The organism is Sphingomonas sp. SORGH_AS_0870 (assembly GCF_031453175.1).
GTDB lineage: Bacteria > Pseudomonadota > Alphaproteobacteria > Sphingomonadales > Sphingomonadaceae > Sphingomonas.
Window position 1 is genome coordinate 1,567,706 of the sequence record NZ_JAVIYW010000002.1, and the last position, 14,122, is coordinate 1,581,827.

Here is a 14,122-nt window from a genome sequence, read left to right on the forward strand (position 1 = left end):
AAAGGGGGCCTTCGTGGCAGCGAAGCGGTTGGGATTTCGGGACGCGGTCGGCTGGCTGGCGCAGATCATGGGGCCGGACGCGGCCTATGTGCGGCTGGGCATGGTCTATACCATCGCGATCAGCCTGTTGGCGCTGGCCACGCCCATCTCGGTCCAGCTGCTGATCAACAGCGTGGCCAACACCGCGATGCCCGCCCCGCTCTGGGCGCTGTCGGGCGTGCTGCTGCTGTTGCTGTTGCTGGTCGCGGGGCTCAGCGCGCTTCGGGTGTGGATCATGGCCGCGTTCGAGCGCCGCCTGTTCTCGCGCGTGGTGGCCGAGGTCACGCTGCGCGCGGTGCATGCGCAGGACCCATTCTTCGCCGACGGCAATCGCGGCGACCTGTTCAATCGCTTCTTCGATCTGGTCGTCGTCCAGAAATCGGTGCCCAGCCTGGTGATCGGGGCGTTCACCATCATGTTGCAGGCGGTGATCGGACTGACGATCACCAGCTTCTACCACCCGGTCTTCCTGGCCTTCAACGCCGTGCTGGTGGCGGCGGTGCTGCTCGTCTGGCTGCTGTGGCGGCGCGGGGCGATCAGCGGCGCGGTCGCACTCAGCCATGCCAAGCACAATGCCGCGCGCTGGCTGGAGAGCGTCGGCGGATCGAACGGCTTCTACAAGTCGCTGCGCCACCTCGACTTCGCGATGGCGCGGTCGGAGGCGATGACCGCCAGCTATGTCGACACGCATCGCCGCTATTTCCGCTATCAGTTCGCGCAGACGATCGCGTTCCTGCTGATCTATGCCTTTGCCAGCGCCGGGTTGCTGCTGCTGGGCGGCATGCTGATCCTGCGCGGACAATTGTCGCTGGGCCAGCTGGTCGCCGCCGAGCTGATCCTGTCGGGCGTCTTCTACGGCATTTCGCAGCTCGGCTTGTATCTCGACACCTTCTACGACCTGGTCGCCAGTTCCGAGGAGCTGTCGCTGCTGTTTGCCATTCCGCAGGAGCCCAAGGTGCTGGGCGACAACGGTCCGCGCGACGGCGCGGTGAAGATGACCGATGTCCGGTTCGACCAGGCGCGGTACAATCTGACCCTGGCGGCGGGGGAGCAGCTCGTCACCGTCGCCGAACCCGGCGCAGAGCGGCGGCTGGCCATGTTGCTGAAACGGCACGTGGTGCCCGAGCGCGGGCTGGTGCGGATCGGCGGCACCGATTTGGGGTCGTTCGACATGTACCATCTGCGCTCGGACGTGACGGTGCTCGACCGTTCGACCATCGTCGAGGTCACGATCCGCGAATATCTGCGCTTGGCATCGGGCGAACGCGCCGAGGATGCGATGGCGGCGCTCGCCATGGTCGGGCTCGAGCGGCGTCTGGCCAGCCTGCCGCAGGGGCTGGACACCCTGCTCGGCTCGACCGGCTATCCGCTCAGCGTCGGGGAGACCATGGCGCTGAAGCTGGCCAATGCACTGCTCGTCCGGCCCCGGCTGTTGCTGCTCGGCCAGCTGTTCGACCTGTTGCCGCCGCAGCGGCTGCTGGCGGCGCTGCGCCTGCTGAAGACGCATGGCACCACCGTGTTGCTCTGCACCGGCCGACCCGAGGATCTGACGCTGGACGGGTATCTCTATCTGGGCCTGACCGAACAGCGGCGCTTTGACCATCTCGCCGATCTTCAGGCCGCTTATCGTCAGGAGGGTGGCGATGTCGCATCTGCCTGAGCATCTCGCGCATTTCCGCACCCTGGCCTCGCTGCGTCCGCCGCGCGTGGCGGTCGCCATCGCCTGGATCCTGACGGTCGGCATCGCGGTGGTGGTCTTCATCCTGTTCGCGGTGCCCTGGCTCCAGACCGCGCAGGGGCGGGGGCAGGTCGTGGCGCTCGACCCGGAGGACCGCGCGCAGGACGTGACCGCGCTGGTCCCCGGACGGGTCGAGCGCTGGTATGTCCAGGACGGCCAGCCGGTGAAGCGCGGCGACCCGATCGCGCGCATCGTCGATCTCGATCCCAATCTGCTGTCGCGCCTGGCCGCCGAGCGCGCGCAGGTCGAGGCGGAGATCGCCTCGGTCCGCCAGTCGCAGGCGGTGGCGCAGATCGACGTCAACCGCACCCGCCAGCTGTTCGCCGAAGGACTGGCCTCGCGGCGCGACTATGAACAGGCGCAGATCAAGGTGTCCGACTCTGGGGCCAAGCTGGCGGAGTCGCGCGCCAAGCTCAACCGGATCGACGTCCAGCTGAACCGCCAGTCGGCCCAGCTCGTCCGCGCCCCGCGCGACGGCCGTATCCAGAATCTGAACGCCACCGCCGGTGGTGCGCTGGTGTCCGCCGGGACGGCGCTGGCGGTGGTCGCGCCGGAACAGGTCGAACGCGCGGTCGAGCTGATGATCGACGGTCGCGACGTGCCGCTGTTGCGCCCCGGCCGCCCGGTGCGGCTGGAGTTCGAGGGGTGGCCCGCGATCCAGTTCAGCGGCTGGCCATCGGTCGCCTACGGCTTTTTCGACGGCCGCATCCGCAGCATCGACCCGACCGCCAACGCCCAGGGGCTGTTCCGCATCCTGGTCGAGCCGGTGCCGGGCAAGCCCGCCTGGCCCGAGCGGCGCTTCGTCCGGTTGGGCGGCAAGGTGCAGGGCTGGGTGCAGGGGGAGACGGTCAGCGTCGGCTATGAACTCTGGCGCCAGCTGAACGACTTCCCGCTGGAATTCGGCAAGGTCGCGACCGACAAGGCCACCGAGAAGGAGGACGACAAGAAGATCGCGGCCAAGGCGGGCAAGCCCAAATGATCCGGCCGCTGCTGATCCTGTCGATGCTCGCCGCGCCCGCTACGGCGCAGCGTATCCGGCCCAACCCCGTGCCGGTGCAGGCCACCGGCACGGGGCCGCTGACCCTGGACGAGGTGCTGCGCGCCTCCGCCCGCGCCGCGCCGCAGATCGTCGAGGCGCTGGCCAAGGTCCGCGCGGCCGAGGGGCGGGCCCTGACCGCGAACGGCGCGTTCGACACGGTGTTCGAGGCGGAGGGCCGGTCGCGCACGCTGGGCTATTATGACGGCACCGTCGCCTCGGCCACCGCGACCCGTCCGCTGGGCGACAATGGCGGCTATGTCTATGGTGGCTACCGCGTCAGCCGGGGTGATTTCCCGGTCTATGAGAACCAGAACTATACCAATCGCCTGGGCGAGGTGAAGGTCGGCGCGCTCTATTCGCTGCTGCGCGACCGGCTGGTGGACGAGCGTCGGACCCGCCGCACGCTGGCCTCGGGCGATATCGACATTGCGCGGTTCGAGCGCGAGGCGGTGGCGATCGGGGTGCAGCGGCGCGCGATCGACGCCTATCAGAATTGGGTGGCGGCGGGCCTGCGGCTGCGCGCCTATCGCGACCTGCTGGCGCTGTCCGAGAGCCGTCGCGGCGGCCTGGCCCGCCAGGTCCAGCTGGGCGCGCGGCCCGACATATTGCTGGCGGAGAACGACCAGAATCTCGTGCGCCGCCGGGCACTGGTGGTGCGGGCGGAAGGCGATTTCCAGGCGGCGGCCAATGCGCTGTCGCTCTATTTCCGCGACGCGGCGGGCGAGCCTCTGCTGGTCGGGCCGGACCGTCTGCCGCAAGGGGCCGAGGCACTGTCGGGGGTGGCGGCGGCCGCGCGCGCCGACTTCGCGCAGCAGCGGCCCGACATTCAGATGCTGCTGGCGCGGATCGACCAGGGGACGGCGCGGCTGGCGCTGGCGCAGAACGACCTGCGCCCCCGGCTCGACCTGCGGGGCGAGGCGGGCAAGGATATCGGCCCGGTCGGGCTGGGCGGGCCGTCGCGCACCCCACTGGAGGCGGCGGTCGGCTTTCGCTTTTCGCTGCCGCTCCAGAACCGCGCGGCCAAGGGTCGGATCGCGGAGGCACAGGCGGAGATGGACGCGCTGGCGGCGCGCAGCCGGTTCCTGCGCGACCAGATCGCGGTCGAGGTGGAGGGTATATTGATCGGCGTCGGCGCGGCCGAGAAGCTGGCCGGGATCGCCGACCAGGAACGGCAACTGGCCGAGCGGCTCGCGGCGGCCGAGCGGCGCCGCTTCGAACTGGGATCGAGCGACTTCTTCCTGGTCAACCAGCGCGAGGAAACCGCCAATGACGCCCGTGTCCGCCTGATCGACGCCCAGGCCCGGATCGCCGCCGCGCGCGCCGAACTGGCCAGCGCCACCGCCGATCGCGCCGCGCTGGGGCTCGACCCCTAGGTCGGATCGCCATTCAGGATTGCGTCTTCTTCCCTCTCCCCTGGACAGGGGAGAGGGTTGGCGAAGCTTGCCAGCCTGCTGGCTAGCGCAGCTTGGGTGAGGGGTTGAGCGAGCCCAAGGGCTCGCGCGCTCGCAAAGCGAGCGCCCACCCCTCACCCAGCTCCAACTAAGCCTTTGCTCTCGCAAAGGCCAAGTCTGCGCAACCCTTTCCCCTCTGCGAGGGGCGAGGGAAGGAAGGCGTCGCCCTTTGCCGGATGTGGCCGATATTCCTCAAACATTACAACATCCTGTTCATATGCGATTGACTCTCATTAGCCGACGCCATTAGACGCCCCCGAATTATCACGGAAGCGCCGTCAGGGCGGCGCGTACCAAGGGGCGGGAGACGTATGAAAATCTGTTTGGGTATCGGGTTGCTGCTGTCGGCGGCGACCTCGGCCGAGGCGGCCCAGGATAACAAGGGCGATGCGCTTCGCGATACCGACATCGTCGTGACCGCCACGGGGCAGACCCAGGCGACGTCGGGCACCAAGACCGCGACGCGCCTGATCGAAGTGCCGCAATCCATCTCGGTCATCACGCGCGAGGAACTCGACGTCCGCGCGGTGCACAGCGTGACCGAGGCGCTGGCCTATACCGCCGGGGTCCAGGCCGAGCAGGATGGCATCGACAGCCGCGCCGACAGCTTTTCGGTACGCGGCTTTTCGGCGGGCAGCTTCAGCGACAATCTGTTCCTCGACGGCATCCGGTTGCCCGCGGGCGGTCAATGGACGCGCACCGCCTTCGATCCCTTCGCGCTCCAGCAGATCGAGGTGCTGAAGGGCCCCTCGGCGGTGCTGTTCGGGCAGGTGGCGCCGGGCGGTATCGTCAATCTGGTGACGAAGCGGCCGACCGCGACCCCGCGCGGCGAGATCATGTTGCAGGGGGCCGGGTTCACCAGCCTCGGCAAGTGGCAGTATCAGGGCGCGGCGGATGTGTCGGGGCCGCTGACCGCCGATGGCACGGTCACCGCACGGCTGGTCGGGCTGGCGCGTTACGGCGATGCCCAGATCGATTCGATCAAGACGGGCCGCTATTACATCGCGCCCAGCCTGACCTGGGCGCCCGATGCGGCGACCAGCGTCACGCTGATGGCGCAATATCAGCGCGACGAGGGCGGATCGACCTTCCAGTTCCTGCCCGATATCGGATCGCGCCAGCCGGGCGCGGGCGGGCGCCATATCCGGCTGGACGCGTTTCTGGGCGAGCCGCAGTTCAACACCTATGACCGCAACCAGTATCTGCTCGGCTACGAACTGCGCCATGCCTTTTCCGATCGCTTCGAGCTGCGGCAAAATGGTCGCTACACCCGCGTCGAGACGCTGTTCGAGGGGACGGTGCTGCGCGGCGGCACCCTGTCCAACGGCAAGACGATCAACCGGCGCGCGGTGCGCGGCGTCGGCCATTCCGACGGCTATGGTCTCGATACCAAGCTGGAGGGTCGCATCGACACCGGTCGGCTGGCGCACCGGGTGCTGCTGGGCGTCGACATGCTCGACACCGAATGGCGGCACCTGCGCGACCTGTCGACCGACGTTCCGGCGATGCCCGACATCTTCAACCCCGTGTCGCAAGGGGTGGGGCGGATCCTCTCGACGCTCCGGCCGCAGGTCCATCTGAACGCGCGGCTGGAACAGGTCGGCGCCTATGGCCAGGATCAGCTCTCGCTCGGCCAGCTGCATGTCACCCTGGGCGCGCGTTACGACTGGGCCAAGAACCATCAGGTCAACGAACTGGCGACCGGCACCACCGATCCGGTGACGGTGACCAAGGCCGACAAGATGACGTGGCGCGCAGGGGCGACCTGGATCTCGCCCAGCGGCGTGGCGCCCTATGCCAGCTACTCGACCTCGTTCCAGCCGACGACCGGGCAATATTTCGACGGCACGCCGTTCAAGCCGACGACAGGCGACCAATATGAGGTCGGCGTGAAATACCAGCCGCAGGGCAGCAACGCGCTGCTCACCGCCGCGATGTACCAGCTGACCCAGAATAACCTCGCCAGCCCCGACCCGGACGAAAGCCATGTCTGCGCGGGCACGACCTGTCAGGTGCAGACCGGCCAGGGTCGCATCCGTGGCGTCGAGCTGGAGGGCAAGGCGACGCTGATCGGCGGCCTGAGCCTGATCGCGACCGGCACCTATATGGACAGCGAGATCACGCGCGGGGCAAAGGGGCAGCAGGGCAATCGGCTGACCCAGGTGCCCGACTGGATGGGGTCGCTGTTCGCCGATTATCGCTTTGCCGAGGGCGGGGCGCTGGGCGGCGTCGGCCTGGGCGGCGGGGTGCGCTATGTCGGCGTGTCCTATGGCGATACCGCCAACGCCTATCGCGTGCCGGGCTATACGCTGTACGACCTGTTCCTGCGCAAGGCCTTTGCCAGCGGTATCATCCTGTCGGTCAATGCGCGCAACCTGACCAACCGGCGCTATGTCGCCCTGTGCTCGTCGGCATCGGCCTGTTTCTACGGGTCGGGACGCACGCTGAACCTGCGGCTGCAATACCGGTGGTAAGCGCGTGGCTGGCGGGCCTGCTCGCGCTGGCGTCGCCGGTTGCGGCGGCGATGCCGGAGCCGCCCGCGGGACCGCCCTATACGCTGCCGCGCAGCGTCGAGCGGGTCGTCCATGCACCGGACGGAGAGGCGTATCGCCTCTTCGTCGCCTGGCCGGAGGCACCGCCGCCGCCCTCCGGCTATCCGGTGCTCTATGTGCTGGACGGCGAGGATAATTTCGCGATCGCGGCGCTGACCGCGCGTCGGCTGGCCGGGGCGGGCGCGCGCAGCGGCGTGGGGGAGGGCATCGTCGTCGGGATCGCGGCGGGCTCGCTCCAGCGTCGCGCCCGCGACTATACCCCCGCCACGCCCGGCTGGACGATCCCCGCGAACAGCCCCGGCAGTGGATGGCCGACCGGCGGGGCCGAGGCGTTTCTGGACCTCGTCGAGCGACAGGTGCAGCCGTTCGTCCGCCAGCATTGGCGGGTCGATCGATCGCGCGAGACGCTGCTCGGCCACAGCTTCGGCGGCCTGCTCGCGCTGCATGCCGCACTGACCCGTCCGGCGATGTTCGGCGGCGTCGTCGCGGTCAGCCCGTCGCTCTGGTTCGGCAACGGCCTGATCGCGCGTGAGGCCGCGACCGCCGGGGCCTCGCACCCTCGCATCCTGATCGCGGAGGGCGACGCGGCCGCGGCCCCTCCCGCCGAGCTGGCGCGGTCGCTCGATCGGGGCGGCGGCGCGGACCATGCCCGCTTCCTGCCGCTGCCGGGCCAGTCGCATGGAACGACGATGCTGGCGGCGATGGCACCGGCGATCCGCTTCGCCTTTGCACGGGCCGCGCCGTGATCGCGGCCTGGAGCGCCGCCTTCGCCATTATCGGCGGAGCTCTATGCCTTTATGTGGGCACGCCGCATCAGGCCCTGATCGCCGGTGGCGGGGCGCGGCGGTCCGGTCGGATCGCCGGGATCGTGCTGCTGGCGGTCGCGCTGGCGTTGCTGATGACCGTGCAGGGTCCGGCGACCGCCGTCTTCACCTGGATGACGGGGGCGATGCTGGTCTGGAGCATCGTCCCGGTGGCGGCACGCTGGTGGCGTTTCCGGCGGGAGGCGGCGCGATGAGCCGTCCGCTTCTCACCAGCCGCGACTGGTTCGGCAAGGTATCGGCCGCCGCCCTGCTGGGGCTGACGCTGGCCCTGGCGCTCACCTGTCTGTTCGCGGCGCTGTTCTCGACGGACGATGGCCCGTTCAGCGCGCAGAAACAGCTCGCCATGTGGCTGGTGTCGCCGATCTGGTGCCTGGTGCTGGGCCTTTGTTTCCTGTTCCGCAGCGGCGCGCGCGCATGGGGTTGGCTGGCGCTCGCCAATCTGATGGCCTGGGCGGCCTATATCGCCGCGCGCCTGCTTCTGGGGTGATCGCCGATGCGCACCGATATTCTGAAGACCTATAAGGATGTGCATAGCTGGGTCGGCATTATCGCCGGGCTGGCGCTGTTCATCGCCTTTTATGCCGGCGCGATCACGATGTTCGCCGAGCCGCTGAACCGATGGGCTTCCGCCCCCGCCAGCATCGCGCCGCCGCCGTCGCTGGATCGCACACCCGAGCTGATCGCCAAGGTGCTGCGCGCGCGGCCCGATGCGCGTGCCGCCTATACCGTCCATTTCGACACCGGCCCCGACATGCCCGCGCGGCTGAGCTGGACCACCGGCAACCGCCGCGCGCCGGGCCCGACCTTCCTCGCCGCGCTGACCCCGGAGGGCGCGTTGCAGGTGGTCCGGCAGGACGCCTCGCCGGTCGCGGAACTGGTCGACGTGCTGCACCAGCAGGTCGGCCTGCCGCTCGATCGCAGGACGGCGATGCCGATCATGGGGCTGGTCTCGCTGCTTTACGCCGTTGCCATCGTCTCGGGCGTCATCTGTCTGCTGCCCAGCCTGGCCAAGGACCTGTTCGCGCTGCGCTTCGGCAAGAATATCAAGCGAATGTGGCTCGACCTTCACAATCTGTTGGGTCTGTTCAGCCTGCCCTTCCATATCGTCATGGCCATCACCGCCGTCATCTTCGCATTTCACGACCAGATCTATGCCGCCCAGGGCGCGGTGTATCGGGTCGGCGCGGCGAGGGTCGAGCGGCGGGCCCCGCCGCCGCCCGGCCCGCCCGAGCCGCCCGCGCTCGAGGCGGTGCAGGGCACCTTGTCGCCCGTCGAACTGCAACGGCGGATCGCGGCACAGGCGCCCGGCTTCGCGCTGCGCTCGATCACCTATCGCCATGATGCCAAGGGGGGCGCCCAGGGCGATCTCACGGGCGTCGACCAACGCTATGGCATGCGCGCGCCCACCTATGGCCGGGCGGAGATCGACACCCGCACCGGTGCGATTACCGAGGCGGATTATATGCCGGGGCGGCAGGGGCCGTGGTTCGCGGCGGTCACCTCCTTCTTCGCGCTGCATTTCGGCAGCTTCGGCGGCGCGCCGGTGCGCTGGTCCTATTTCCTGCTGGGTCTTGCCGGTGCCTTCCTGTTCTACTCGGGCAATCTGCTGTGGATCGAGAGCCGCCGGCGCAAGGAGCGCAAGGCGGCTATGGTGGAGCAGACGCGCGCGACCCGCATCCTCGGCAGCCTGACCGTGGGCGTGCCGCTGGGCTGCGTCGCCGGGATCTCGCTGACGATCGCCGCCGCCAAGTGGCTGCCCGCCGACCGCGCCGATATCGGCGCATGGCATGGGCGCATCTATTATCTGGTGTTCGTCGCGGCGGTCGCCTGGGCGCTGATCCGCGGTGCGGCGCGCAGCGGATCGGAGTTGTTGTGGGTCGCCGCCGGCGCGACCGCCGCCATTCCGCTCACCACGCTCCTGTCCCCCATATTCGCACAGGGCTGGAGCCATCCCGGTGCGAGCCAGTTGGTCGACGGGGTCGCGACACTGGGGGCGATCGGCTTTGCCGTCATGGCGCGTGCCGCCCGGCGGCGTGCGGTGGCAGGGCCACGCGACAGCGTCTGGGCCGCACCGCGCATCGCCACGACATGACTCTTTGTTGATAATGACTATCAAATGCTATAATGACGGAGTCCCAGTAAGGCGTCGAAGGAACCCGGCATGAGCCCATGTCCGAAGCGAGCGGAAAGCCTCATGAACCCGCCAGCGCCGATGGGCGCGGCCCCCGATGCCGCCGGGCTTTTGACGGCCGCCGCGCGCTGCTGGCGCTATGCGCGTGACGGGGGCAGGCCGGTGCAACAGGCGTTGCACCGCATGCTGGCCCCGCATCGCTGCGAGATGCTGGCGCCGGTGTTCGACAGCTATCTGACCTTGTGCGAGGCCGCGCTCGGCCGCTGCATCGATGTGGGGGAGTGCGCGCGGTCGGACGACGAATGCCTGCTGCTCGGGCTGCTGGACGGATCGATGCGCCGCCGCGCCTGTATCGACTGCAACAAGGGCGCGGCCAGCGCGCTCGACTGCGCCATCTGTTCGACGCGCATCATGCTGGCGATGACGCTGGGCGCGCCGCGAGGATACGGACTCCAGTGACCGTCGCGCCCTGGGCGCCCGCGATGAACGGGGCGGCCAGGGGAGGGCGGGCTATGGAACGCCAAGCAGGCCGGAGGCGGGAACATCCTCGACCAGGCCCTGCAACCCGAAACAGTCCAGTCCCAGCGTCATCAGCGCCAGCGTGCCGCGCAGTTCGTCGGCGCTGACATCGCGGGTGATGAACACCAGCCGGGTGCGCCGGTCGTCGGACGGCCAGGCGTCCAGCACCACCGGCGGGTGGAAGACATGCTGCACGCCGTGGATCACCACCGGGTTCGGTTCGTCCTCCAGATTGACGATGCCCTTGATGCGCAGGATGTCCGGCCCCTTGAACATGGCCAGGACATCGAGCCAGCGCTCGAACGCATGCGCCTTCAACGGTTCGTCGAAGGTCAGGCAGGTGGCGCGGATGCGATCGTCATGCCGGTTCACGTCATGATGATGGTCATGGTCGTGATGGTCGTGATCGTGCCCGTGATGATGATGGTCGTGCCCATGATGGTGCGGATCGTCATAGGCCTCGGCCGCCAGCCAGCGGCGGACATCGTTGCTCTTGGTCTCGGGATTGTAGAGACCGGCGTCGAAGAGCACGTCCGGCGATACCGCGCCGTTGACCGCCACGATCAGCGGCGCGGCGGGGTTCAGCGCGCGCAGCCGCCCGGTCAGGGCCTGCTGGTCCTGCGGAGAGACGAGGTCGGTCTTGGTCAGGAGGATGCGGTCGGCGACGGCGGCCTGCTTGACCGCCTCTTCCTGCGCGTCGAGCGTCGCCATGCCGTTGACCGCATCGACCGTCGCGATCACGCCGTCGAGCCGGTAAAGCGTGCGCAGCCGATGGTCGGTCATCAGCGTGTGGAGGATCGGCGCGGGGTCGGCGAGGCCCGTGGTCTCGATCACCACCCGGTCGAACCAGCACAGGCCATCGCGGGCGAAGCGCCACGGCGCATCGCGCAGGGTGCGCGCCAGGTCGCCCCGGACGGTGCAGCACAGGCACCCGCCGATCATCTCGACCACCAGATCGTCATTCGACCGGGCGATGAGATCATGGTCCAGGCTGACCGCGCCGAACTCGTTGATGATGACCAGCGCGCGGCTCATCTGCGGCGCGCGCACCAGCTGGTTGAGCAGGGTCGTCTTGCCGCTGCCCAGAAAGCCGGTCAGCACCGAAACGGGGATCAGCGACTCGGGGCCGGAAAACAGCGCCGGATGCGACTCAGCCATGGGCGATCCTTCCCCGCCGAGCGAGGGCGCCGGAAAACGGCGCGATTGCCGGAGTACCGGCCTTGCGGATCATGTCTTCATCCTTGTCGGGGGTGAACGGGTCGGACTTCGCGCCGTCGTGGAAAAGCGTCATGCGGAACGGCTCAGCGAAGGACGGCGCAGGCGATGCGCGCGCCCGCGCCACCGATGGGCTGGGTCCGATAATCGTCCGGATCGGCGTGGATGACGAGCGCGGCGCCGTCGGCATCGTTCAGCGCGGGACGTCCGCCCGCGCCGGTCATCGATACCAGCGTGGAGTGCAGCTCGACGGTGGCGCTGCCGTCCGCCCGGACGAACAGGTTGGGCAGATCGCCCGCGTCATTGGCGCCCGGCACCAGGAAACCGTGCACGACCGGCTTGGCGGCATGGACATGGCCGCCCGCCGAGGTGAAGCCCGCGCTGGAACAATCGCCCTTCTCGTGGAAGTGCATGCCGTGCCATCCCGGCGGCAGGCCGGTCGCCTCGATCCGCAGGAGCACGCCCGACGCCGTATCCCGCACGCTGACGCTGCCATGGCGCGTGCCGTCGGCGGCGAGGATCGGGCTCGCCTGGGGTTCGGTCGCCGTGACCGGGGCGGTCAGCGTCAGCATGAGCGGCAGGGCGCAGACCAGCGATGCGTGGATCGGCAGGCGCGAAAGCGCGTGCGCGGCGGTCGCGATCCGGCTCATTCGGCCATTTCCAGCGCGCGCTCGCCCCAGGCCGGGAAGGGATCGCGCAGGCCCATCCACAGGTCGGGCGTGAACGCCTTGACCGGCAACAGGCAGGCGTCGAGCCGGGCGCGGATCCGCGCCTCGTCCATGCCGATGCCGATAAAGACCAGTTCCTGCCGCCGGTCGCCCCAGATTTCGTTCCAATGGCCCGCGACGAAACGCTCGAAACGGTCGTCGTCGGGCCATTGGTTGCGCGGGATGCTGGCCCACCAGCGGCCCAGGCGCGCGGTCATCGTCTGCGCGCCCGCGACCGCCAGTTCGCCGACCCAGTCGGGCCGGGTCGCCAGCCAGAAATGCCCCTTGGCCCGCACGACATGATCCAGTCCGCCATCGGTCAGGAAGCCATGGAACTTGACCGGATCGAATGGCGCGCGCGCGCGGTAGACGAAGCTCTCAATGCCATATTCCTCGGTTTCGGGGACATGGCTGGCATAGCCGTACAGCTCCTTCGCCCAGAGCGGATGCTGCGCGGCCTTTTCCTCGTCGAACAGGCCGGTGTCGAGAATGGCATCCAGCGGAACGCGCGCCTGGTCGCAGGCGATGATCCGGGCATCGGCATTCAGGCTGGCGACCAGCTTCTTGACGGTGGCGAGCTGTTCGGCGGACACCGACGACGCCTTGTTGACCACCACCACATCGGCGAACTCGATCTGTTCGACCAGCAGGCCGACCAGGCTGCGCGTGTCCTCCTCGCCCAGCGACTCGCCCCGATCGGCGAGGAAATCCTGGCTCGAATAGTCCTTCAGCAGATTGATGGCGTCGACCACCGTCACCATCGTGTCGAGCCGCGCGACATCGCCCAGCGACTGCCCCGCCTCATCGCGGAAGGAGAAGGTGGAGGCGACCGGCAAGGGCTCCGAGATGCCGGTGCTCTCGATCACCAGATGGTCGAACCGCCCGGCCTCGGCCAGCGCGCGCACCTCCTGCAACAGGTCATCGCGCAGCGTGCAGCAGATGCAGCCATTGGTCATCTCGACCAGCGTCTCCTCGCTGCGCGACAGCGTGGCATCGCCGCCGCGCACCAGATCGGCGTCGATATTCACCTCGGACATGTCGTTGACGATCACCGCCACGCGCCGCCCTTCGCGATTGGCCAGGATATGGTTGAGCAGCGTGGTCTTGCCCGCCCCCAGAAAGCCCGACAGGACGGTCACCGGCAGGCGGGCCTGCCCGGTCTCGACGATCGAAAATGCGCTGTTCATACCAAGCTCTCATCATTGATATGATGTATCATTACGTCATTGAGGCGTGGCAAGTCAAAGCGTTTGACCCAGGCCGCCGTCGCATGGGTGGCGATCGACCCTGCCGACGGGAAGGTGAGGGCGGGTAGGTCCGCCGCGGATCGCCGCCCCTGACGGGCGATCCGCAGGCCTCTCGGTCAGACGATGGTGCGTTTCAGCCGGATCAGCATGGGGTCGCCCTCGACCGGATGGGGCTCGAAACCCATTTCGCGTTCCAGGGTGATGGCGGACCGGTTGTCGCGATCCTCCAGCGCCTCGATCGTGCGATATCCCTTCTGCCTGGCATGGCCGACCAGATGGTCGAGCAGCGTCCAGCCGATGCCCTGCGCCTTTCGGTCATGCCGGATCGCGATCGCCGCCTCGGCCGATTTGGTCGCGGCGTCGCCCACCAGCATCGCCGCCGCGAGCACCGAGCCGTCATCGGCCAGGGCGATCAGGCTGGTGCTGGCGGCATCGTTGGCGCGGATCATCCCGGTCAGCCGCTCGTGACTGACCTGCCGAACGCTGGTCAGGAAGCGGAAGCGCAAATCCTCGGGCGAGACGCGCGCGAAGAATTCGGCCAGCGCGGCCTCGTCCTCCTCGCGCGTGGGACGAACGTGCAGCCGCACGCCATGGCGAGTGACGAGCAACTCGGTATCCGCGATCATCATCCTGTCCTCCTGACTGGGTGCCTTCATGGTC

At 68.7% G+C, this 14,122-nt stretch carries 14 protein-coding genes; 9 read left to right on the top strand and 5 right to left on the bottom strand.

All coding sequences use genetic code 11. The annotated features are described in order from the left end of the window. Positions 1–13: 13 nt before the first annotated feature. The 9 genes from QE363_RS07860 (at position 14) to QE363_RS07900 (ending at position 10,233) form a co-directional block, all read left to right on the top strand. Entirely contained in the window at positions 14–1,699 is a 1,686-nt protein-coding gene (locus tag QE363_RS07860) for an ABC transporter ATP-binding protein (protein ID WP_309694009.1), read from the top strand. Continuing rightward, positions 1,683–2,756, top strand: a complete 1,074-nt coding sequence (locus tag QE363_RS07865) for an efflux RND transporter periplasmic adaptor subunit (RefSeq protein ID WP_307104221.1) — start codon at positions 1,683–1,685, stop codon at positions 2,754–2,756. The genes QE363_RS07860 and QE363_RS07865 overlap by 17 nt, the downstream gene beginning before the upstream one ends. After that, on the top strand, positions 2,753–4,189 hold the full coding sequence (locus tag QE363_RS07870; RefSeq protein WP_309694013.1) for a TolC family protein: 1,437 nt from the start codon (positions 2,753–2,755) through the stop codon (positions 4,187–4,189). Before QE363_RS07865 ends, QE363_RS07870 begins: the two co-directional genes overlap by 4 nt. A 389-nt stretch (positions 4,190–4,578) precedes the next feature. After that, positions 4,579–6,741, top strand: a complete 2,163-nt coding sequence (locus QE363_RS07875; protein ID WP_309694015.1) for a TonB-dependent siderophore receptor — start codon at positions 4,579–4,581, stop codon at positions 6,739–6,741. Continuing rightward, entirely contained in the window at positions 6,735–7,565 is an 831-nt protein-coding gene (locus tag QE363_RS07880) for an alpha/beta hydrolase-fold protein (RefSeq protein WP_309694017.1), read from the top strand. The genes QE363_RS07875 and QE363_RS07880 overlap by 7 nt, the downstream gene beginning before the upstream one ends. Then, the gene (locus QE363_RS07885; protein ID WP_309694021.1) at positions 7,562–7,837 is read left to right on the top strand and encodes a hypothetical protein; all 276 of its coding nucleotides are present in this window, start codon (positions 7,562–7,564) and stop codon (positions 7,835–7,837) included. The genes QE363_RS07880 and QE363_RS07885 overlap by 4 nt, the downstream gene beginning before the upstream one ends. Further along, entirely contained in the window at positions 7,834–8,130 is a 297-nt protein-coding gene (locus tag QE363_RS07890) for a hypothetical protein (protein WP_307104233.1), read from the top strand. The genes QE363_RS07885 and QE363_RS07890 overlap by 4 nt, the downstream gene beginning before the upstream one ends. A gap of 6 nt (positions 8,131–8,136) precedes the next feature. Beyond that, positions 8,137–9,735: a PepSY-associated TM helix domain-containing protein gene (locus tag QE363_RS07895; RefSeq protein ID WP_309694026.1), complete on the top strand. Its 1,599-nt coding sequence runs from the start codon at positions 8,137–8,139 to the stop codon at positions 9,733–9,735. A 69-nt stretch (positions 9,736–9,804) separates the two neighbouring features. Continuing rightward, complete coding sequence (locus QE363_RS07900) at positions 9,805–10,233, top strand: hypothetical protein (RefSeq protein WP_309694029.1); 429 nt, start codon at positions 9,805–9,807, stop codon at positions 10,231–10,233. Positions 10,234–10,284: 51 nt separating this feature from the next. Here the strand turns inward: QE363_RS07900 and QE363_RS07905 are convergent, their stop codons facing one another. From QE363_RS07905 to QE363_RS07925, 5 genes are all read right to left on the bottom strand, one after another. Then, entirely contained in the window at positions 10,285–11,451 is a 1,167-nt protein-coding gene (locus tag QE363_RS07905) for a GTP-binding protein (RefSeq protein WP_309694031.1), read from the bottom strand. Next, complete coding sequence (locus QE363_RS07910) at positions 11,444–11,584, bottom strand: hypothetical protein (protein WP_309694034.1); 141 nt, start codon at positions 11,582–11,584, stop codon at positions 11,444–11,446. The genes QE363_RS07905 and QE363_RS07910 overlap by 8 nt, the downstream gene beginning before the upstream one ends. Positions 11,585–11,594: 10 nt before the next feature. Then, positions 11,595–12,158, bottom strand: coding sequence for a superoxide dismutase[Cu-Zn] (gene sodC / locus QE363_RS07915; RefSeq protein WP_309694036.1), 564 nt, complete (start codon positions 12,156–12,158; stop codon positions 11,595–11,597). Continuing rightward, positions 12,155–13,402, bottom strand: a complete 1,248-nt coding sequence (locus tag QE363_RS07920; RefSeq protein ID WP_309694038.1) for a GTP-binding protein — start codon at positions 13,400–13,402, stop codon at positions 12,155–12,157. Before QE363_RS07920 ends, sodC begins: the two co-directional genes overlap by 4 nt. 176 nt (positions 13,403–13,578) lie before the next feature. After that, entirely contained in the window at positions 13,579–14,118 is a 540-nt protein-coding gene (locus QE363_RS07925; protein WP_309694041.1) for a GNAT family N-acetyltransferase, read from the bottom strand. Positions 14,119–14,122 lie beyond the last annotated feature (4 nt).

Excerpts from the sequence above, each read along its gene's own strand:
- QE363_RS07865 (WP_307104221.1), top strand. The coding sequence starts at position 1,683 with ATGTCGCATCTGCCTGAGCATCTCGCGCATTTCCGCACCCTGGCCTCG.
- QE363_RS07870 (WP_309694013.1), top strand. The coding sequence starts at position 2,753 with ATGATCCGGCCGCTGCTGATCCTGTCGATGCTCGCCGCGCCCGCTACG.
- QE363_RS07875 (WP_309694015.1), top strand. The coding sequence starts at position 4,579 with ATGAAAATCTGTTTGGGTATCGGGTTGCTGCTGTCGGCGGCGACCTCG.
- QE363_RS07890 (WP_307104233.1), top strand. The coding sequence starts at position 7,834 with ATGAGCCGTCCGCTTCTCACCAGCCGCGACTGGTTCGGCAAGGTATCG.
- QE363_RS07895 (WP_309694026.1), top strand. The coding sequence starts at position 8,137 with ATGCGCACCGATATTCTGAAGACCTATAAGGATGTGCATAGCTGGGTC.
- QE363_RS07900 (WP_309694029.1), top strand. The coding sequence starts at position 9,805 with ATGAGCCCATGTCCGAAGCGAGCGGAAAGCCTCATGAACCCGCCAGCG.
- QE363_RS07905 (WP_309694031.1), bottom strand. The coding sequence starts at position 11,451 with ATGGCTGAGTCGCATCCGGCGCTGTTTTCCGGCCCCGAGTCGCTGATC.
- QE363_RS07910 (WP_309694034.1), bottom strand. The coding sequence starts at position 11,584 with ATGACGCTTTTCCACGACGGCGCGAAGTCCGACCCGTTCACCCCCGAC.
- sodC (WP_309694036.1), bottom strand. The coding sequence starts at position 12,158 with ATGAGCCGGATCGCGACCGCCGCGCACGCGCTTTCGCGCCTGCCGATC.
- QE363_RS07920 (WP_309694038.1), bottom strand. The coding sequence starts at position 13,402 with ATGAACAGCGCATTTTCGATCGTCGAGACCGGGCAGGCCCGCCTGCCG.
- QE363_RS07925 (WP_309694041.1), bottom strand. The coding sequence starts at position 14,118 with ATGAAGGCACCCAGTCAGGAGGACAGGATGATGATCGCGGATACCGAG.